This is a genomic window from Chryseobacterium vaccae, from assembly GCF_009602705.1.
Taxonomy (GTDB): domain Bacteria; phylum Bacteroidota; class Bacteroidia; order Flavobacteriales; family Weeksellaceae; genus Chryseobacterium; species Chryseobacterium vaccae.
Genome location: NZ_VSWH01000001.1, coordinates 1,733,837 through 1,754,224, shown reverse-complemented (window position 1 = coordinate 1,754,224; position 20,388 = coordinate 1,733,837). Strand labels below are relative to the sequence as shown.

22 protein-coding genes are annotated in these 20,388 nt (G+C 36.9%); 7 read left to right on the top strand and 15 right to left on the bottom strand.

The window, feature by feature from the left end; translation table 11 throughout:
• Positions 1-7: 7 nt before the first annotated feature.
• The 7 genes from FW768_RS07850 to FW768_RS07825 form a co-directional block, all read right to left on the bottom strand.
• Positions 8-637 (bottom strand): DUF3164 family protein, encoded by a 630-nt coding sequence (locus FW768_RS07850; RefSeq protein WP_153394331.1) that lies wholly within the window; start codon positions 635-637, stop codon positions 8-10.
• A gap of 153 nt (positions 638-790) precedes the next feature.
• A complete protein-coding gene (locus FW768_RS07845) occupies positions 791-1,000 on the bottom strand; it encodes a hypothetical protein (RefSeq protein ID WP_062696600.1) in 210 nt (69 codons plus the stop codon).
• Entirely contained in the window at positions 997-1,629 is a 633-nt protein-coding gene (locus FW768_RS07840) for an ATP-binding protein (protein WP_153394329.1), read from the bottom strand. The genes FW768_RS07845 and FW768_RS07840 overlap by 4 nt, the downstream gene beginning before the upstream one ends.
• Positions 1,626-2,552, bottom strand: a complete 927-nt coding sequence (locus tag FW768_RS07835; protein WP_153394328.1) for an AAA family ATPase — start codon at positions 2,550-2,552, stop codon at positions 1,626-1,628. The genes FW768_RS07840 and FW768_RS07835 overlap by 4 nt, the downstream gene beginning before the upstream one ends.
• 19 nt (positions 2,553-2,571) lie before the next feature.
• The gene (locus FW768_RS07830; RefSeq protein ID WP_153394326.1) at positions 2,572-4,629 is read right to left on the bottom strand and encodes a hypothetical protein; all 2,058 of its coding nucleotides are present in this window, start codon (positions 4,627-4,629) and stop codon (positions 2,572-2,574) included.
• A 22-nt stretch (positions 4,630-4,651) separates the two neighbouring features.
• Positions 4,652-4,786: a hypothetical protein gene (locus tag FW768_RS23830; protein ID WP_262885774.1), complete on the bottom strand. Its 135-nt coding sequence runs from the start codon at positions 4,784-4,786 to the stop codon at positions 4,652-4,654.
• Positions 4,783-5,004: a hypothetical protein gene (locus tag FW768_RS07825; protein WP_062696596.1), complete on the bottom strand. Its 222-nt coding sequence runs from the start codon at positions 5,002-5,004 to the stop codon at positions 4,783-4,785. The genes FW768_RS23830 and FW768_RS07825 overlap by 4 nt, the downstream gene beginning before the upstream one ends.
• A gap of 101 nt (positions 5,005-5,105) precedes the next feature.
• Between FW768_RS07825 and FW768_RS07820 the strand changes: the two genes are divergently transcribed.
• Positions 5,106-5,900, top strand: coding sequence for a S24 family peptidase (locus tag FW768_RS07820; protein ID WP_153394324.1), 795 nt, complete (start codon positions 5,106-5,108; stop codon positions 5,898-5,900).
• A 678-nt stretch (positions 5,901-6,578) separates the two neighbouring features.
• Here the strand turns inward: FW768_RS07820 and FW768_RS07815 are convergent.
• Entirely contained in the window at positions 6,579-8,741 is a 2,163-nt protein-coding gene (locus FW768_RS07815; protein ID WP_153394322.1) for an outer membrane beta-barrel family protein, read from the bottom strand.
• Between the two features lie 144 nt (positions 8,742-8,885).
• On the opposite strand from FW768_RS07815, the gene FW768_RS07810 reads away from it, so the two are divergent.
• The gene (locus FW768_RS07810; protein WP_153394320.1) at positions 8,886-9,908 is read left to right on the top strand and encodes a sensor histidine kinase; all 1,023 of its coding nucleotides are present in this window, start codon (positions 8,886-8,888) and stop codon (positions 9,906-9,908) included.
• A complete protein-coding gene (locus FW768_RS07805; RefSeq protein ID WP_153394318.1) occupies positions 9,905-10,609 on the top strand; it encodes a LytR/AlgR family response regulator transcription factor in 705 nt (234 codons plus the stop codon). Before FW768_RS07810 ends, FW768_RS07805 begins: the two co-directional genes overlap by 4 nt.
• Before the next feature lie 494 nt (positions 10,610-11,103).
• Here FW768_RS07805 and FW768_RS07800 read toward each other — a convergent pair whose 3' ends face one another.
• Genes FW768_RS07800 through FW768_RS07790 form a run of 3 tightly spaced genes read right to left on the bottom strand, consistent with a single transcriptional unit; the run spans position 11,104 to position 13,993 of the window.
• Positions 11,104-12,036, bottom strand: coding sequence for an alpha/beta fold hydrolase (locus FW768_RS07800; RefSeq protein WP_153394316.1), 933 nt, complete (start codon positions 12,034-12,036; stop codon positions 11,104-11,106).
• Positions 12,037-12,071: 35 nt separating this feature from the next.
• Positions 12,072-12,740 (bottom strand): HNH endonuclease, encoded by a 669-nt coding sequence (locus tag FW768_RS23485; protein ID WP_185151951.1) that lies wholly within the window; start codon positions 12,738-12,740, stop codon positions 12,072-12,074.
• 8 nt (positions 12,741-12,748) lie between these two features.
• A complete protein-coding gene (locus FW768_RS07790; RefSeq protein ID WP_153394314.1) occupies positions 12,749-13,993 on the bottom strand; it encodes an AAA family ATPase in 1,245 nt (414 codons plus the stop codon).
• Between the two features lie 179 nt (positions 13,994-14,172).
• On the opposite strand from FW768_RS07790, the gene FW768_RS07785 reads away from it, so the two are divergent.
• A complete protein-coding gene (locus FW768_RS07785) occupies positions 14,173-15,459 on the top strand; it encodes an adenylosuccinate synthase (protein WP_153394312.1) in 1,287 nt (428 codons plus the stop codon).
• 87 nt (positions 15,460-15,546) lie between these two features.
• On the opposite strand, the gene FW768_RS07780 is transcribed toward FW768_RS07785, so the two are convergent.
• Together FW768_RS07780 and FW768_RS07775 are read right to left on the bottom strand one after the other, a co-directional pair.
• The gene (locus FW768_RS07780; RefSeq protein ID WP_153394310.1) at positions 15,547-16,254 is read right to left on the bottom strand and encodes a hypothetical protein; all 708 of its coding nucleotides are present in this window, start codon (positions 16,252-16,254) and stop codon (positions 15,547-15,549) included.
• Positions 16,255-16,342: 88 nt separating this feature from the next.
• On the bottom strand, positions 16,343-17,398 hold the full coding sequence (locus tag FW768_RS07775; protein ID WP_231128656.1) for an endonuclease/exonuclease/phosphatase family protein: 1,056 nt from the start codon (positions 17,396-17,398) through the stop codon (positions 16,343-16,345).
• A gap of 152 nt (positions 17,399-17,550) precedes the next feature.
• Here FW768_RS07775 and FW768_RS07770 point away from each other — a divergent pair, with 152 nt between their 5' ends.
• Complete coding sequence (locus FW768_RS07770; protein WP_153394307.1) at positions 17,551-18,003, top strand: nuclear transport factor 2 family protein; 453 nt, start codon at positions 17,551-17,553, stop codon at positions 18,001-18,003.
• Between the two features lie 115 nt (positions 18,004-18,118).
• Positions 18,119-18,496, top strand: coding sequence for an SMU1112c/YaeR family gloxylase I-like metalloprotein (gene gloA2 / locus FW768_RS07765; protein ID WP_153399835.1), 378 nt, complete (start codon positions 18,119-18,121; stop codon positions 18,494-18,496).
• A 2-nt stretch (positions 18,497-18,498) separates the two neighbouring features.
• On the opposite strand, the gene FW768_RS07760 is transcribed toward gloA2, so the two are convergent.
• Positions 18,499-18,882, bottom strand: coding sequence for a DUF1634 domain-containing protein (locus FW768_RS07760; RefSeq protein ID WP_062696585.1), 384 nt, complete (start codon positions 18,880-18,882; stop codon positions 18,499-18,501).
• Positions 18,882-19,712, bottom strand: coding sequence for a sulfite exporter TauE/SafE family protein (locus FW768_RS07755; RefSeq protein WP_153394304.1), 831 nt, complete (start codon positions 19,710-19,712; stop codon positions 18,882-18,884). The genes FW768_RS07760 and FW768_RS07755 overlap by 1 nt, the downstream gene beginning before the upstream one ends.
• Positions 19,713-19,797: 85 nt before the next feature.
• On the opposite strand from FW768_RS07755, the gene FW768_RS07750 reads away from it, so the two are divergent.
• Positions 19,798-20,349, top strand: coding sequence for a DUF1543 domain-containing protein (locus FW768_RS07750; RefSeq protein WP_153394303.1), 552 nt, complete (start codon positions 19,798-19,800; stop codon positions 20,347-20,349).
• Positions 20,350-20,388 lie beyond the last annotated feature (39 nt).

The following is a 20,388-nucleotide window of genomic DNA, read 5'->3' as shown; positions in this document are numbered from 1 at the left end:
CAGCTTTTTAATAGGAGAAATTTAAATTAATTCCTTCCCATTCATTATTCTCGTTTTTCTTGAAAAAAGAGATGTAATCTTTGCTTAATGAGAAACTGTAGCTTTCTTTTAGCAGCCTGATTCCTTCTTTCCAGTTTTCGTCTTCAAATCGGTCTTCCATGCTGTATAATTTCTGAACCAGAAGAATGTCCAGCGCTCCGTTTTTACGTTCCAGAAGGGACATGATGAGATCTTTGGTATCTAAATCTCCTTCATATTTCGAGCTTAGAAAGTCTATGATGTGTCTCTCTGCCTGATGGGATCTTTCGTCAAAAACACCTTTTCCCTGTCTTTTATATTGAATCTTAAAATTTTCGTCTTCAATTTTGAAGTTTCCCTTTCCATCCTGATGTCTTTTGCTGTAATCTTTCAGCAGGTCGAAAAGAGAACCGAGATCTGAAAAGGCTTTGGTCTTGAAGTCCTGGATCTGTGCGGAAAGATGGTCTGCCGTTGTGGCCAGATCGCTGATAACAGATTTTTTCAGGCTTTCATACTGGGTACGCTTTTGCTCGCGTTTTTGGGCTTCTTTCTGTTTTCTTGCATTAAGCTCTGCTTCAAGTTCCTCAATGGTCATTATTTTTAATGTTTCGGTGATCATATTTTTTGTTTTTGGTGATTAATGAATTGTTTTTGGTTTTAATAATGGGTTTTTATTTCTGGCTGGAAGAGGGGAGATGGAGGCTGGAAGTTCTTTTAGTTATAACTATTGACGAGCAGCTCTTCCTTCTTCCATCTCCCGGCTTCCCCTCTCTTAGTAGGGCGATTCCCACTGGAGCTGGTTAATAATTCTGAGTTTGATCTGAATCTTTCCTTCTACGTCTTCCGGAACTACATATCCTGATTCGTTCCAGATAGAGCTGATTTCTTTATGGATAAACATTCTGTCGAAATCGGTAAGGTATTTTTCTCCGTAGCTGTCATACTGCAGCGCGATGGTTAATAGGTTTTCTCTTGTATTCATTGTTGTTGGTTTTCAATTGTTGTTCCCCAATAGAGGTTGGCTTTTTCTTTGTTGATATTTAATGTTCCGCCGGGACATCTTCCTGAGATAATGGCTTTCAGGCCCTCCGCCTGGATGATGATCTTGGATAGTTTTCTCCAGACAGTTCCCAGCGCACTGTCCGGAAGTCCTTTTTCTTCGTGGCTCACGAAAATGATGAGCTTGTTTTTGTGCTTTTCTTTAAGCTCGAGAACCATTTTCCTGGTGATTTCGTCACGGTAAACCGTCGTGTTGTCTATAAAAATGATCTTCGGGCATTTTCTTGATTCAAACTTTTGATTTAATTCATCCCAGGGCATATAATCCAGGAGCTTAAAGTTTTTGTCGGTATCGGATAATCCTGCAGCAACCATTGCAGAGATAATGTCTTTGGAGAAGCCTTCTTCAGCAGATACATACAATACTTTTCCAAATTCTGCCAGATATTTGGCCAGCATCATAGCGAAGGTGGTTTTTCCGTTTTTCTCTGCACCTCCCAGGTACCAGAATCCTGCTGTTTCCGGCTGTCCGAAAGCTTTCTGCCATAATCCGGTAAATTCAAACTGTTTAAAGACGATGGACAGGGCCTGTTTTACTGATATGGATCTCATAATCTGTTTACGTTTACTAAGGTTTTTAGATATCTTAATGATTTGATCTTTCCGTCTTCCTGACCTTTGCGGGTAGAGTAGGGCGTGTCTATTTTTACCATACAGCTCCTGATGACTTCATTCACGGTTGTTTTATCATCAAGGTTTACATAGGCTACGTCTCCAATCAGCTTGGTGTAGAATTTCTTCCGGTCTTCCGGGCCTTTCGGAACCAGAGTGACGAAATCGTCAGAAAAGCGGCTGAATATCTCGGCAAATCCTACTTTGTGGTTGTTAATTCCTTTGGTAATCTTTGCTCTCAGGCCATCTGCCCCAATCATGAACCAGGCGCAGTTATCTACCGTGTCATTCATGATTCCTTTTAATTCCAGATAAGCACTGTATTCAAGGTCTCCGGCTTCATCAATGCAGATGAATGGATTTTCCAGCACGTTCAGGGCGTATTTTACATTCTCCAGAACTTCATGGTATTTACCTTTTGTTCCACATCCTAAAACAACGGCCAGCTGCCGGATAAACCTTACTTTGGTATGTGTTTGTGAGGCGTCTATGTAAAACGCGTTTTTCATCTGTGAAATAATAGCCTTAGCGCATTCTGTTTTCCCTATGCCGCAGTCGTCTACCAGGATCATGGATGTTTTTGATTTCTGGCAGAAGATGAAGCTTTCGTACATCTGCTCATACACCTCGGTTCTGGCAAATTTCCAGCTGTTCTTATTAAGGTCTACTCGGAATTTTCTTCCGATGTGAAGCCATTCTCCGGCTGATAAAATTTTTTCTGTTTCTCCTTTTTTAATTCTGCTGTAGATTGAGTTGCTTATATTTAGTGATTGGGCAAAAGCAGCATCTGTTCCTCCGAAATTCTTCCGGTATTTCATCATCGCTTCCCGGATCTGGTATTTTAATTCTTTATTGATCTCCATATTTTCTATTTTGTGTCTGTTATCTGAAGTTTGATTTCCAGCTTCTTGCAGTACTTTCTGTTTCTTTGTAGTGATATTCCTGGGTTTCTTTGAAAAGAATTTCCTCCGGAATCGATTCTGTCTGCCTGTATCTTTTTCTGCCTGGAATCTGAAACTTGCTGTTAATTACTTTCTTACGGTTGTCTATCACCGTGATCTGTTCAATTTCTCTTTTCTGATGGGCCATGAAAGCATTCACTGTATTTTCATAGGCAGACATCATCTTTCTGTTGATTTCTCCTTGTGCACCTCTTTCGTGCTTTGATTTTGAATATTCCGGATGTGGAACAATATCGCAGAGCATCATATCTTCATAATAGATCATGGCTTTTAGCGTGCTTCCATCATTTCCATCGAGCCAGAATATTCTGAATTCTTTTCCTTCTACATACTTCATCAGCCTGATCAGGTCTTCTCCTAAAACAATTTCACCGTCTAGTCCCAAAACATACGTGGTATTTCTGAAGTTGATGATCCCCGCGTTACAGCTTGATACTGTTTCTTTTCCCAGGTAGGGCAGGAGTGCCTGCCAGTTGGTGGGACGGGTGTTTTTGTTCTGCATCTCACAGAATACTTCCCATCTTGTTTTGTCTTTATATATGGAATGAGGTGAATTGTTCCATATTTCAATGTCGTTCAGAGAGCCGTCTACAATGTCATCGTACGGAATAATGACTTCTTCATCTGCGCTCTTTTGATTTTCTTCTTTCCGGGCATGAGGTCTGGCCATCCATCCCAGTCTGCTTTTTTCGTGTCGGTACCGCAGTTCTTCAAATTTTCTTTCAATGGCTTTGGATCTGGCCCGGTTCGCATAAATATTGACTGTGTCGAACATCGCTCCGTTTCTCAGGAATGTATCTTTGAAACTGCTGTTCAGTGAGCTTTCACATTCCAATCCTAAAGGAAGATTGAACCCCCATTCTGTATAATTCCTGATCATCTGGCGGTAGAACTCTGTGATGATTCCTTCCTTGGTTTTTCCGTGTACCCAGCATGTCCAGGCTTCAGAACCGAGATCTATTCCCATATAGAACCACACCCGGTTTCTCTTTTTGTCATACATGAACGGCGGCTGTCTGTCATCAATCGAAATCAATGTTCCTGCTTCTTTGATTTTAGCCAGCTTGTGCCATGGGATGAATTCCTGCATCAGTTTCTGGCGGTCTCCTGAACGTCTGGCATAGGTTCCTATCTTATTTTCCCACTTTCCTAGCCATGCAATGATGGAACTGTCTGATATTTCTTTGAATTTTCTGCTGTCTGTCGGATCATACATTTCACCGGTTTCATTGGAGATGATCTCCAGTTCTCCGTTCAGAAAAGCCTGATACTGGGAGGCAATCTGTGTTCTTGAAGGTTTATAATCCTGTCCGGCAAACATATCGTTCAGCAGTGCAATCATTTCATCGGTCATCAGTTTCCTGTTCTGGTTTTTCAGTTTTCCGGAGATCAGGCAGCTGTAGTTATAGCCTCCGTTTTCATAGGTATTGAAAAACGGTTTCCATATCCTGTCAAATGCCCTGTATGATGCGGGAATGCTATGTTCTGTATTAAAAAGTTTCGGCAGATATTCATTGAACGTTATAATATCGGTGCAGATGGAAGGCATAAGCCCTCGCCCTGATGTTTTTTTGAGCTTTTTCCATTCCTCAAGCCTTGCCTGCTTCAGTCTTTCTGCAGCACGGAGAACGCTTGCATTAGTGATGTATTCCTGTTTGAAGTTTTCTTTTAAGGGGGTGCCGTCTTCAAATCTGAAATCGGTATAATAACGAACCGCAGACGGATCAAACTGAAAGAAAGAGATCATGGGATGCTGCATTTTGCGCGGATCTCCAAGACTATCCTGTATTTCTTTGGGAAGCGAATCAAAGTCAATGAGCATCTGGCGGCCGTTTCCTCCTTTTCTGACCTGCTTAATTCCGAAAGGCAGATCCCTGTACCGCTGGATTTTCTTCTGAAGAGCATCTAATGTGCTGAAATATGCCGGAACCAGTTCATCTTTTGTTACTGCGAGTATATTGCCCCAGTGGATCGGCATGGTATCGTTATTTTTGTTTGTTTTACTGAGGTTGGTAACTGATCTTAAAGAAAATTCCTAGTATTATTTTGTAAGTAGCAATTTCTTTTCTTCCTGTTTTGGCGTCTATCACTTCTATCTTTTTGTGACAGAACAGGGTCTGAAGTATTTTTTTCATGGTATTTTATTTTTTAATGATTGGGCTTCGTTATTAATAGCTTCTTCGGTTTTCCTTAAAAAAATATTATATTCCTTCTTTAAAACATCAGATTTTTCTCCCACTCTGTCACCGCGCAAAGATTTACGAATGAAGTCAATGGAACAGTCATGACGTTTCATCAGAATATTTAAGATCTCTGTATTGTAATATGTTCTTTTTTTAGTAGTTTTGTTCATTATCATGTTTGTCTTTTGTACGGGACAAATATCGTAAAGTTTTACGAATAACCAAACGGAAACTCGAAAAATTTCTCGAATCAAGATTCAAATTATTGATTATGAATGGAATAAATTTTCGGATAAAACAACTTGTTGATTACTTCGCTAACGGAAATAATTCTGTTTTCGGGGGTATGATAGGGGTAAATGAATCCAATATAAGAAGTTATATCAATGGAACAGAGCCTAAATTCAATGTCATCGAAAAAATATGCACTTCGCTCGCAATAAATTTCGAATGGCTTATTGTAGGTGAAGGAGAAATGCTGAAAGAAGATAAAAAAGAACAGGCTGCTCTGCTGTCTGATTTTTACCACAGGGTTCCGCAGGTAATAACGGTAGATTCTCATAACAGGGACAATATTGCCCTTGTTCCCAACAAGCTGAAGGCCGGATATCTTCAGGGATATAATGATCCTAATTTCATTAAATCATTACCTACGTTCCGGCTTCCAAACCTTAATAACGGGGTGTTCAGGATGTTTGAAATTGAAGGACATTCCATGTTTCCTACGCTTCCCGATCGTACACACGTAGTTGCCCAGTTTGTGGACGACTGGATTCATGATATCAGTGATAACAAGCTGTATGCTATTGTTTCGAATGAAATTGAAGACGGTCTTATTAAAAGATGCCTGAACAGAATCAAAAAATATGATAACCTGATCTGTAAATCAGATAACAGACGTAATTATCCTACGCAGAATATCCATCCTAGTACAATAAAAGAAGTATGGGAAGTAAAGCTTCACCTGAATTTCAACCTACCGGATCCTGCAGAGTTTTATGACCGTTTGAATGATCTGGAAGCAGAAATACAGTATTTAAAAACTAATAGAAATATAAGTAATTGATTTTCAGTTTTTTTTATTTGTTTCAGAATTCCCTAAAGGGTTCTGAATCTTTGCTTTTCAACAATATGGATTGTTTTTCAGGCTTTACAGGTTGGTTAATCTGGTTGGAATAACGTAGAAATGTCCGTGCAGATGTCCATCCAAGTGTCCATGCAACGGTTTTTGTGCTTTTTATAACATTTATTCCGGATTGTTTTTAGCCGGGTATATCGTTTGAATTCCCTTTGTAGTCCCTGTTTATTCGGAATTAAAATATAAAAGCGCCTTAAGGCGCTTTCTCTGTTTTGGATACATTGTGAATGAAATCCGGCATTTGGAAAAAATCAGTGGTTATTGAGTTTTTATGGTTAAGGTTTTGATATTTAATTTATTAAGCTTTAGATGGTGATTTTTATGATGGACATTTCAATCTGGTGAGTGTAGATATTCTTACTTATTTTGCGGATGACCTATTTGTTATAGACGTTTTGGCTAAAGCCAGAGGATTGGATTTTTATTATTTAGGCGGACTAAAGTCCATCTCTATTGAATAAATTCTACAATCTAACATAAAGGATTTCTCTAAAAACTCTTTGGTGTTTTTTTTCTCGCAGATTTTGCAGATTCTTTTATTTGACGCGTAATAAAAATCGTAGATTTTTCAAGAACTTATGTGATTTTTTCTATTTCTAACCTTTATTAATTGATTCTGTTCCGCTCGTCTTCATTCCCGAAATTTCTGTCTTTGGTTTTCATGTTATTATTTCCGAATCTGTAGCTGAGGGATATTCTGAATCCCCGGGTATAATTATTATTCCTGATATTGGTATTGATACCATTTGATTGATAAGAGATCAAAGGTTTCCGGCCGTTAAGGATATCGGTTGCTGCAACAGTTACAGATAATTTTTTATCTAAACATAAAAACTTAACAGCAAGATCCATCATATTCATCGTAGAAATATGGAAGATCTGGTACCTGCCCGGAAGTTGTAATGCATAATTTACACTTAGAGAAACCGTTTTATTCTTATTTAAAGTAAATTCGTTATTGGTGTAGAAATAGGCATTATACCCATCGATTGATTCGGCGAAAGAAACCTTGGATTTTACATTCTGATAATTCACATTAAATCCTGTAAAGCTGTTCCACCATTTCAGTTTGTTGAAATTATACGAGGAGGAAAACCCGATCTGATAGGTATCTGCATAGTTCACCGGAGTATTTCTGGTGATATTGGTTTCTCCATCCAGAATAGATAATGCCTGTCCGAAATCTGAAACTTTGGAGTAATAAAGAGAGGAAATCCATTGCTGTCTTTTAACATAAGTAAATTCCAGATTATCAATAATAGACGGCTTAAGATATGGATTCCCCTCAGAATAATAGAACGGGCTGGTGCGAACTACAAAAGGATTCAGGTAATCGAAGCCTGGTCTTCTGATTCTTCTGCTGTAATTCAGGGAAAGGGAATGGTTGCTATTGATAGTATAGGTTACATAAGCAGTAGGAAACAGTTTGATATAATCATTTTTGTCTGTACGGCCTGTATTTTCGGAAAGTCCTTTGGTTTGGGTGGCTTCAGCTCGGAGACCGAATTTTGCTTCCCATTGGTCATTGAATTTTCTGTTTAAAGATGCATACACGGCTTCATTGTATTCTTTATAAACGAATGTATTGGACTGATCGGTATTCAAAACAGAAATTCCGGTCTCTCTTCCATAAACGGTAAGGTCGTTATCAGTTTTTGTATATGAAAAACGAGCTCCGAAATTAAGATCTGCCCAGGAAAGTTTGGTTTCCACGTCGGCTTTCCCGGAATAATTGCGAATTTGGTTGATATTGGTATTCAATGCTGAAAAATAGGTGCCGGGAATCGGTTGAGATCCTGCATTGAGTTCTCTGCCGTCAAAATCCCTGCGGTCGGTTTTCTTATACTGAAAGAAATCGAAATCTGTAGAAATAACGGTTCCGGTGCTGTCTGCTTTGATGGTATTGAACCAGTTGAAAGTATGGGTACTTGGTTTATTGGAAGCATTAACATCAGATGTAATGAAAGATTCTGGATTCATAGTCTGATAATTGATCCTTGAAGTAAGGGGAGAGCTGGAAGAGGTTTCACTGTTAAAGCTTCCGAGATATTTTACTCCGGAGATCCATTTTTCAGAGAGTTTGTAGTCTGCACCAAGGCTTAATCCCGTATTTTTATTTTTGTCAGTATTTGTCTGATTCATCATCCATAATTCATTTGGGTAGAAGGTTTGGCTTTCAGAAAAAGAACGAAGTTTTTGCTGTTCCGTATAAACAGATGCCTGCAATGATAATCTGTCACGGTTATAGCCAAATGTTCCCTGAAGGCTGCTTCCTGCAAAATATCTTTGGGTATAATTGGCTCCGACGCTTGCATTCCATGAATTATCTCTGGCTTTTTTTAATCTGATATTGATGATTCCGCTGTTTCCTTCAGCTTCATATTTTGCGGGTGGAGCAGTAATAATTTCGATGCTTTTGATATTATCAGAAGGAATGGTTTTTAAAAAAGAGGCCAGTTCACTTTCCGGCATTCTCTGTAAGTGTTCATCAATCATCACAAGCACTTCACCTTTGCCGACTATGGAAACAGATTCATTCTGTACTCTTACCAATGGAGCGGATTTCAGTGCATCAAGAGCATTTCCTCCCGTTGAAGCTGCAGAATTTTCCACATAGTAGATCATTCGGTCCACTTTTTTTTCAATAACTTTTTTACGGTTTTTAATGACAACAGCTTCCAAAGCTGTCTCACCTGTTTTTTCTTTTTCCTGAGCGTTGATGCTGTATATAGAGAGAAGAATAAAGGCGGGTATTAATAGAGATTTCATAGGTTTTTGTATGTATTGTACTGCAAAACTGCTTCTTTGCTCTGCGTCATGCTACTTTTATCGACGTTTCCCGGAATTTTATCTACGAACCCGGTGCAGATCTCTTTTTTAAAAGACTATTTTTACAAAAAATTAGTAACCGGAATGGAGAAACTCTATCTGAATAAGAAAACAGAAGCCGGCCTGCATATTCTGTTTTGGATTCTTACCCTGTATTTTGTAGTGGTAGGCAATACTGTCTATTATCTGAAGATTTCAGAAATTGATCTGTTCCTTAAAACTTATGCCGTAGTTTTTATCCTGACTTTCTATTTTCATTACAGCCTGGTGATGCCTAAGATCTTTAAGGATTTCAAATGGCCGAAGCTTATTGCCGGAGTAATCATTTCCTATCTGTTTTTTGCACTGGCCCGTTTTACCATTGAGCAGGTATTGACTGACTGGTGGTTTGGAAAAACGAATTATACAAAACCCGCTCTTGGAAGTTATCTGACTGATAATCTGCTGTACAGTCCACGTCCTATTATCCTCAGCTCATTTTTATGGCTGGTAATCCATGTAATCAGGCTTCTGGAATATAATAAGATCATTCTGGAGGAACAGAAAAATACAGAGATCAAGTTTCTTAAAGCCCAGATCAATCCGCATTTTATTTTTAATACATTGAATAATATTTATTCTATGGTGCATTTTCAGTCGCCGGAATCTCTTTCCGCCATTGAAAAACTGAGCAGCATTATGCGTTTTACAACCTATGAAGCTCAGAAAGATCATATTGCGCTGTCAGAAGAAATAGATTATATCAAAGCTTATATTGAACTGGAAGAGTTACGACATTACGAAAATAATATTGTTCAATGGACAGATGCTGTTGAAGACGGAAAGATCCGTATTGCGCCATATATCCTTTCGCCTCTGGTAGAAAATGCTTTAAAACATGGGGCTTATTCAGATAAAGATCCTATTGAAATTACAATAAAAGCAAATGCTGACAACCTGAATTTTGAAGTCATCAATACCATCGGGAAGCAAAAAACAGATAAATTAGGCGGAATTGGGCTGGATAACCTGAAAAACAGATTGGATATGCTGTATCCGGGTCAATATAAACTTACAACCGACCGTTTTGAGAATAGATTTAAAGCTTCTATACACATTCAACTATGAAACAGAAAATCAATTGTATTATCCTGGACGACGAACCTTTTGCTGTAAGGCTTTTGAACGATTATGCATTGAAAGCCGGGGTTCTCAACGTAATCTACGCCGGAAGCGATGTGTATGAAGTGATGAAAATCCTTAGATCGGAAAGTATAGACCTTATTTTTATCGATATCCAGATGCCGGAACTTACAGGAATCGAAATGATGAAAATGTTCAATAAAAATCACAATTTCATCGTAACCACCGCCTATGCGGAATATGCCCTGGAAGCTTTTGACTTTCATGTTGTTGATTTTTTACTGAAACCGATTGTATTTAACCGTTTTTATCAGAGTGTAGAAAAGTTTATCCAGTGGCAGCAGGCTTTTGCGCCCAGTCCTCAGACAGAATATCTGTTGGTCAGAGCTGATCGTAAATACTATAAAATAGCTTTTGAAGAGATAGTTTATATTGAAGGTCTGAAAGATTATATCCGGATCCACACGGTCAATGATAAAGTGATGATGCTGGAAAATATGAAAGATATTCTGGAAAAACTGCCGGAAAATTGTTTTATGAGGATTCACAGGTCTTATATTATTGCTACAGATAAAATCAAGGTTATTGAAGGAAACAGGATTCAGATGAGGAACCTGGATTTTGTAACTGTAGGAGAGACCTACCGGAAACCTTTTTCTGACTGGATTGAGAGTAATGGGATGTGATAGTTGTCCAGGATAGCTTAGGTTTTTTGTTGGTTTAACGCAACGTCGCAAGGGTTTTAGCCATTGTACTGTTTTTAAGGCGCTAGAAAATCAAAGATTTTCAGCAATTTTTGGGTTGTAACCTATTATTTTAAGAATCAAAAACAGGCCGAAGGCTAGCCATCAGCTTCATCGGATCAACTTCGTTGATCCTGTCCTTTGCTTTCTAAAATCCGCGGTATTAACATAGAAATCTTTGCGTTTCAAAAAATGTAGGGAGTCCTATCAATACAACTTAAATTTTTTACAAATTCTACAGCTTTCTCGAATTTTTGTACTTGAAAAATCTGCGTCATCAGCGAAATCTGCGAGCGAAAAAATAGATAAACATTTTCCATTCCGCAGAATTTATTCAATAGGACTTTAGTCCGCCTAATAATAAAAATCCAATTCTCTGGCTTTAGCCAAAACTTCTACAAAAAATACGTTATTTGCTCAATTTTCGAGCCTGAAAACTATAAATATGTCAGAAACCATTCATAAATCTCCTGAAAAACTTTTTCTTTGATCTCTTCATTCAGGATTTCATGGCGCATTTCCGGGTAAAGCTTGTAGTCGATATGGGTAAATCCGTCCCGTTTCAGGTTATTAACGGTTTTCATCACTCCTTTTCCAAAATCTCCGATTGGGTCGTTCTGTCCGCTGATCAGTAAAAGAGGAAAGGATTTGGAAATGGAATCTGCCCAATGTCTTGCCGTGGCTTTTTTGTAAATGCTGAACAGGGCATAGAACGCATTGTTGGTAAAAGGAATTCCGCAGAGTTCATCTTCTGTAAATGCTTTTCTGTTGGCCGGATTCAAACTGAGCCAGCTTGTATCACTGAAATCTTTATCTTTCTTAAAATGACTGTTATTAACCTTACTGAAGAGAGTGTTGAGATAAGTTGGATGATGAGGGGCTATTTTGTTGGCTAACGACAGATACCCCTTTATTAAGCTGATTCCTGCCAAAGGGCCTCCGGTTCCGGTGATCACAGCTCCTGTAAATTTATTGCTTGCCCTTTGAAGAAGACATCTCGTTACAAATGAACCCATGGAATGGCCTAAAACAAAATGCGGAATATCCGGGTATTGCTGATGAAGGTAATCTGCCATTGTTTCTGCATCATCAATCAGCCGTTCATCCGGTCCGTTAAGCTGGAAAAATCCAATGTCCATTTTGTCCTTTACTGATCTGCCGTGTCCCAAATGATCATAGGTGAGTACAGCAAATCCGCGGTCTGCAAAATAAGTTGCTATTTCAGCATATCTTCCGCTGTGCTCCTGCATACCATGAATGATGAGAAAGGTGGCTTTAACGGGAATAGCTTCCGGAGTGAAGAGGGTGTGGAAGAGTTGAGGTTCATTACTAATTCTGGAAGGTAGAAATGCTGATTTTTGAAAATTCATTGCAAATATTTTTTACTTGGAATCAACTAAAGTTATTAATCAAAATATTGTTCAAAATCCTCTTTTAAAATTTTATTTTCTCTTACAATTGCTCTTTTAAAGGATGTGAAATTAGAAGACTTTCTGAGATGTTTCTTTATGTGTAATAACAAAAAGTTCTTTTCATCTTCAATGAGTCCATCAGAATAATAATTTATTAAATATTTTTGGAAATCTCCAATTTCTTCTAGAATTTTATTTCTTAAATTACCAGCTTCAATTGTTTTTAGTTGTGTTGTACCATTAAAAACAGCTTCGAGTAAAGCTGTGGTAGACAATGTAGAGGAATTAGTATCTAAAGCTTCTATAACAACAAACTCTTTTGGATAAGGTTTCATAGTTATTTTTATACGATCTTCAATATTTTCATTTATATCTGTGCAGTCAATAATATTATCATAATTATCAAGCTTGATATTATTACAATGTCCACAGGACCAAAAAAGATTTTCCCATTTGAATTTTAATTCTGTATTTCCTTTATGTGGCCTAAAATGTTCTACATTTATTGTTGTTGGCTCTTTATATCCACAAATGTAACATTTGTTAAAAAAATCTTTTTTAATTCTGTTCAATACATCTCCACATTTATAGTCACCACTAGCTTTATTTTTTTCAATATTTAGACATTCGGGGGCTGGCTGTGATTTTTCAAAATATATCATAATCTTAATTATTCAGATTTACGTTTTTTATTTTTTAAAATTGCATTTAATTCAATTTCTTGTAATTTAACTCTTAGCTCATTTGAAAGATATTTAGGTGAATGATCAAAATAGCTTTTAAGTTCTTTTAAGTGATGTTCTTCAGAAAAAGATAACTCTTCTTTTAAAATTAGATTTTCAAAATCAAGTACTTTTTGTTTAACTTCTTCGGAATATTTATCTATTCCAAAATAACTCTCAATTAATGTGTCATACGAATAGCTTGATAAATCTGTTGTTATGATTCTTGTTTCTAAATCACAGATTGTAGCATTTGAAATAGAAGACAGTACAAATGGTGAATGTGTTGTAACAATAAATTGTATTTTTGGAAAAAAATCAGTTAAAAATGGAAAAATTTTCTTCTGTAAATCAACATGTAAATGTGTTTCAATTTCATCAATTATAACTATACCTTCTAAATCATAAAATTTAGCCTGATGAGCTTCCATTCTTAAAAGTAGCTCGGTAACTATACTTATTATAGAAGAATATCCATCAGATAAAGTATTAAAATTAAAGGGTTCGAGATTATTGATAATAATATCAAAATTATAAGTTTTTCTGTCAAATCTCAGCTCTAAATTTTCAGCATCAAATATTAATTTTAATCTATTTTCTAAGTCATTAAACCATTTGTCAATTTTTTCAACCGTATCTAATTCATTATCATCTCTTGCAAATGAGCGATCAGCTTTTAGATTTACTATAAATTGAATGAAATTTAGATTTACTTGCTCGGTTATTGAGTATTTTTTATTAAGTTCAACTTTATTAATTCCTGTAGGTATATTTAATCGAGTATGTCTTTTAGAGTCAAAAAATGCTAAAATAAAATTACCGCTCTCAGATTTGGTAATTAAATCTTTTGTTGTTCCTGAAAAATTAATTTCTGTTCCACCAGCTAATTTTTGTAATATTTCATAGTTATTTACAGCTCTATGGGTAAGAAGAGTGCTATCGTTGAAGTTCGGATCAGCAAGTTGTTCTTTTAAGTGTTTATAATGGTCTTTATCATTTATTAAACGCATAAATTGGCCATCATCTATTAGGGTAATGTATTTTTTTATCTCTAATAATAAGCTTGTCTTTCCACTACCATTCTTTCCTGTTAGTATAAGATGTTGTCTCTTGTTTTCTGAAAGGGGAATATTGAAATCTCTTATATTTATAGATTCTTTAACAAAAATATTAGTAATGTAATTTTCTATCATGGTTTAGTAAAATACGTGTAAAGATCAAATATAAATAAATATAAGATGATAATATTAACTTGAATTTGAAAATTTTAACCATATGATTTCCACCCCGCTCAAAAATAAATTTCCCTCATAATTTGCTCACCCTATTTTTTCAGAGTAATTTTGCATGAATCTAAAAACAAAAGTAAAATATGTCAACTTACGTAGTTGTAGGTCTTCAGTACGGAGATGAAGGTAAAGGAAAAATCACAGATGTTTTATCGGCTAAATCGGATTATGTAGTTCGTTTCCAGGGAGGAGACAACGCAGGTCACACGGTTTATGTGGGTGAAGAGAAATTTGTTCTGCACCTTCTTCCTTCGGGGGTACTGCAGTGCAAGGGGAAGTGTATCATTGCGAACGGAGTAGTGGTAAACCCTAAATCTTTTATTAAAGAAGTTGGCCAGATCGAAAGCAAAGGTTTGAGAACTGACCACATTTTTATCAGCAGAAGAGCGCATGTCATCATGCCTTACCATATTCTTTTGGACACGTACCGTGAAGAGGAACATGGCGGAACTCAGATCGGAACAACTAAAAAAGGAATCGGACCTTGCTACGAAGATAAAATAGCAAGAGTTGGAATCAGAATGGTTGACCTTTTGAATCCAGAGATTTTAAGAGAAAAAATTGAGAAAAACTTAAAAGTTAAGAATTCTCTTTTTGAAAAATATTACGGAAAACCTGTATTGGATGTTGAAGAGATCTACAACGAATTTCTGGAGATCGGAAAACAGCTTCAGGACAGAATCGTTGATACGGAACTGGAACTGAATGAGGCAATCCAAGAAGGGAAAAATGTATTGTTTGAAGGAGCTCAGGCGTTAATGCTTGATATTGATTTCGGAACGTATCCATATGTTACTTCATCTTCTCCATCTACAGGAGGGGTTTGTACAGGAGCAGGAGTTCCTCCTACATCACTTCAGAACCTGATCGGGGTAGCAAAAGCTTACTGTACAAGAGTAGGAAACGGACCTTTCCCTACTGAATTGGATAATGAACTGGGAGAAAAGATCAGACAGATTGGTGGTGAATTTGGGGCTACAACCGGAAGACCAAGAAGAACAGGATGGTTAGACCTTGTTTCTTTAAAGCACGCTTGTATGATTAACGGGATTAACAATCTTGTGATCACTAAACTTGATGTTCTTACCGGAATTGAAACTCTGAAAATCGCTACGCACTACAAAACAGAGGACGGAAAAATTATCGATTATTTCACTTCTTCTACTACAAAATTGTACGATTACGAAGCAATTTATGAAGAACTTCCGGGTTGGAATGAAGATATTACGAAAGCAAGAAGCTACGATGAACTTCCTGATAATGCTCAGAAATACATTGAATTTATCGAGAAATACTTAGGAATCAACGTATATCTTGTTTCTGTAGGTCCTGAAAGAAGTCAGAATATCATCAGAAAAGAATTATTCTAAAAATAATTTATATAAAATTAAAAGGCCGTTTCATCATTTGTGAAACGGCTTTTTTTATGAGGACCAGCTATAATAAACTGAAAAATATTACTTTTCTTTCTGCCCGTTATATATCACATCATCAAATAATTTATCAATTTTCACGACTAAAATTTTATCTGCTGAATCTTTAGGATTGATTTTATAAAACAAATACTGATCATTATAATATACTATTTTGGCATCTTTATATTCCGTCTTCAGACTGTTGGATAAAGTGTCTATATTGTCAATATGATTCGTTGAGGAAACAGGCATTGGAATAAATACCAGAAAGACAAAGATCATAGAATATCCCGCGCCTTTATAAGGGCTGCCTTTTAATGAAATAACAAGATTAATAGACAGCAGAATTAACAAAAGAAATACGGAGAACTGGAATACAGGGGCATAAGGAAGATTTCCGACAACCGTTTTAAAATAGATGACAGTTCCAACGACTCCAGCAAATAAGCAGCCTAAGATAATACTATATTGCTTCAGGGCTTTTAGCTCGCCGGAGTTGGTTTTTTTATCTAAAAAGGACTTATAGAGCTGTACATAGGATAATAATACAACCATTTTAAGAATCGTGATGATCCCGTCTATTAAAAGCTGGGTAAAAGAGAAGAAAATAATCAGATCAAATGAAATGCTAAGAAGCCTGAATAACTGGCGCAGACCTCCGATAATGTAAGGAATAGCAATAATGAGGGTAGAATGCTCTTTAGCAAATTCTATAAAAGCATTTGATTTTAAATTGTCTATAAGATTCATACGTCGGCTATTAATTTCAGCACGATTATACAAAAATTATTCATGATTATCCGAAGAAATATTCTGTATTTTTTACCAGGATTACAGATCAGTCTTCCGTTACCACTTCATCCCGGTTTCCGTCTTCTTTTTTTCCTTCCTGTATCATTTCTTCCGCTTCTGCTTTTTCTTCGGAAGTGGCTTCTTCTACAAGTTCCTCCTGTTCGTCATTATGATGATCAATGAAAAATTCGCAATACACCGGAAGATGATCTGAACCGAAATTTTCCAGTGTTTTCAATTCTTTTATAAAAATATCTTCGCTATGGAACATCAAATCTATCGGAAATCTCAGCATACGGTACCTGGCATGAAAAGTAGAAACGAAGGAATGTCCGATTCGTGGATCGATTAAACCGCTCGTTTTTCTGAATAGGATAGAGGACTTCGACCAGGCTACATTATTAAAATCCCCAACAACAATAACGGGTTTATGAAGGTTTTTCACCCTTTTTGCCGTACTGAGAAGGTCACCGTCTCTTTCTTTTGAGGTTTCCTCTTCCGTAGGGCTTGGTGGCGGTGGATGAACTCCGAAAAATACAAATGAAAATCCGTCTTCAGTTTCTAAATGTGCTTCAATGCTCGGAATATCATCCGCAACAAAATAATGGGTCTGCGCATTTTTAATTTCAATTTTAGAGTAGAAGTGCATTCCGTAAGTATTTTCAAGCGTTACTTTATGCTGGTACGGATAATCTTTTTCGAGAACCCTCATTGCTTTTTCCCAGTCACCGTTACTTTCCATCGTAAGAAAAACATCCGGGCGGTATTTTTCAATAAGTCTGATAAACCGGTCATATTCTTTATTGAACTGATAAACATTGGCAGAGACAAAATGAAGTTTCTCCGAAGGCAGGCTGTGCTGTCTGTATTTTTTTACACGGTAAAGCGGAGTATATTTGATAAGAGTAACCCCATGATGAACAAACATCAGGATCAAAAGTCCCTGTGAATATAAAAAATACTGCGGCTCTTTCAGTCCGAAACCTAAAATAAACGTAATAAGTATAACATAGGTGATCTGAATCTTACCAAATTCCGGAACCCTGAATACCCAGTGTGAATTCTGAATTTTGGGAAGCAGCGTCAGCAATATCAGAAGCACTGTTAAAAATAAATAAATACCCCACATATTAATAAATAACAGATAAAAATAAATTATTTAATTATAAATTCAGCCTCTTTATATTTTAAACTTTGTTAATTTTAATAATCTCTAATATTTTTTTACTTTTATTGAATCAGATTAAACCGATTATGAGTAAACTGGCCGCTGTAACATTAGTACTGAGCACGTTCTGTCTTGCACAAAACCAAAATCAGGAGATAGAAAAACCGATCCGTAATTTATTTCTGGGTATGAAGAACGCAGATGCAGACCTGATACAGTCTGCTTTTACAGATACTGCTGTTCTTCAGACGATCACCAAGGATGGTACGGTAAAAAGTGAAGAAATCAAAAATTTTATTTCATCCATTGTAAAGATTCCAAAAGGAAGTATTGATGAAAGAATTGAGATTGAAGCTATTCATTCAGATGGAATGCTGGCCAGCGTATTTACACCATATTCCTTTTATTACCGAGAAAAGTTTACTCATTGCGGAGCCAATAGTTTTCAACTCGTAAAACAGAAGGACAACAGCTGGAAAATCCAATATCTTATTGATACGAGAAGAAAAGATAGCTGCAAGGAAATAAAGGAACGGTAATCACCGTAAAATCCGCAAAAATAGGAAAGACAATGAAAGCACAGGAAGTCGACCGGAAACTAAGAAAACTTTACGGAAAGCTCCTGAAAGAAAAATTTAAAACATTCTAATGAATATGAAGATTCACCATATTGCCATAATCTGTTCGGATTATGAAAATTCAAAAAAATTCTACACTGAAACCTTAGGCTTAAACATGATCCGGGAAGTGTACCGTGAAGAAAGACAATCCTATAAACTGGATCTGGCTATAGGAGATCATTATGTGATAGAACTGTTCTCATTTCCTGATCCACCCAAAAGAGCTTCCCGCCCGGAGGCATGCGGACTAAGACATCTGGCTTTCTCTGTAGAAAATGTAGAAAACAAAAGACAGGAACTCATTTCAAAAGGACTTCCCTGTGAAGAAATCCGTATTGACGAATATACGGGAAAAGAGTTTTTCTTTACCCAGGACCCGGACCAGCTTCCGCTGGAGTTCTATGAAATGTAAAATTAGTGAGCGTATCCCGTAAAAAAGCTTACCGCCATAATGGCCAATACAATAGAGGAAATGACTACATATACGTAGTCTTTTTCTTTTAAATACCCGATCAGAGCGAAGATAATTCTCATTAAAGGCGTAAAGATCAGCAGAAGAATTCCCAGCTGAATGATAGCCATCCCTTCTCCTTTGCACAAAGAGTTCCAGAAATGTCCCCATACTTTTTCAGAGGAAGTACCTATATCAAGGCTGGTATATTTCTTAGGCATTTTAAAGCCCTCTAGGAATAATTTGATAAAGCCGGCCAATGAAGTGATCACAGACAAAATAACGCCCAGTCTCAGAAGATTTCCTACCGAACGGTTCAGATCCACATCTGTAAAATTCTTTTTCATTATCTGAAGCTTTTATTGATCCCGTTATACATCATATAGATTGAAAGCACCGTAATTACGATGGCAAAAAATACCTTTAATTTCTTGGTTTTGGAAACCATCAGGGTTTTTGATCCGATGAAACTTCCTACTACCACACCAATCAGAACCGGGGCTACAATTACCGGAATGATTTCACCTCTCTGGAAATAAATCAGGGCACTGGCTACAGCTGTTACACCAATCATAAAATTACTGGTTGTTGTAGAAACTTTGAACGGCAGTTTCATCATGTTGTCCATAGCCAGAACTTTCAGAGCTCCCGAACCGATTCCCAAAAGACCGGACATCGCTCCTGCAAACATCATCATCAAAAATCCAGGAACGGTATTTCTTGCTGAATAGCTTTTCAAAACTCCTTTATCAGGAAAAGTCCCGTAAAGCTTCAGTTTGTCTTCAAGGCTTCCTTTAATTAAAGGTTCCTGATGATCCGGCTTTCCTTTAAGATTTAAAATAACCGTTAACAAAAGGATGCTGGCAAAGATAATCCCAATGGTGTTCGGATTAAGCATTCCCGAAACCAAAGCCCCGATAATAGCTCCCGCTGTAGTAGCGATCTCCAGAAACATTCCGATTCGCATATTGGTAAAACCTTCTTTCACGAAAGCTACCGCAGCACCGGATGAAGTTCCGATTACAGAGATTAAAGAAGCACCGATAGCATAATGCATAGGAACGCCGAAACCCAGCGTCAATAAAGGAATAATGATAACTCCTCCTCCTAAACCCGTAAGTGAACCTAAAAGCCCGGCTGAAATGGCGCCGAGGAAGAGAATGATGATTTCTGACATGCTACAAATATAAAACTATTGCCGTACTCTGCCAAACGTTTAAAAAAGATAAATTTGACGTATTTTTGTAGGCATGAAAACTGAAATGAAATTATTCTATATTATCCTCGGTGCCACACCTAAAGGCAGAAATATCGAGCAGCATGATGTTTTTTTCGGAATAGCGGAAAGCCTTAAGGATCTTGTGCCTGATATGAAAGAATTCTGGAAAGAAGCAGAAGGAAAGATCCACCTGGACTGTTATCAGGAAGTAAAATTTGCAGATGGATATGAAGTAAAGATTGTTGAAAAAGGAGAAAAATCTTCAGAAGATCAGCTGTACTTCCTTAATCTGGGCGGATATAAAAAAGGTTTTTTCGAAGAATTTCATGAACAGCATCTGATGGTAGGAAAATCAATGGGGGAGATTGTGAAAAGAGCAAAAGCTACCGAATTTTATGCAACAATGGGTTTTGAGGGTGCTGTAAGTCATATTGACGATAAGCACGGCGTTGATATTGATGATATCTTCAATGTCAGTGACATCCTGCCTGAGAAAATGAAAGAAAAATATTCCATTGTTTTGACCCAATCTGAAGAAGAAAATCAGGAAAATCCGATGGGATTGGGTTATCTTAAAATTGATAAAATTCAATAGACCTGCACAAATTAAATCTAATAGAAAAATAAAAGTAAA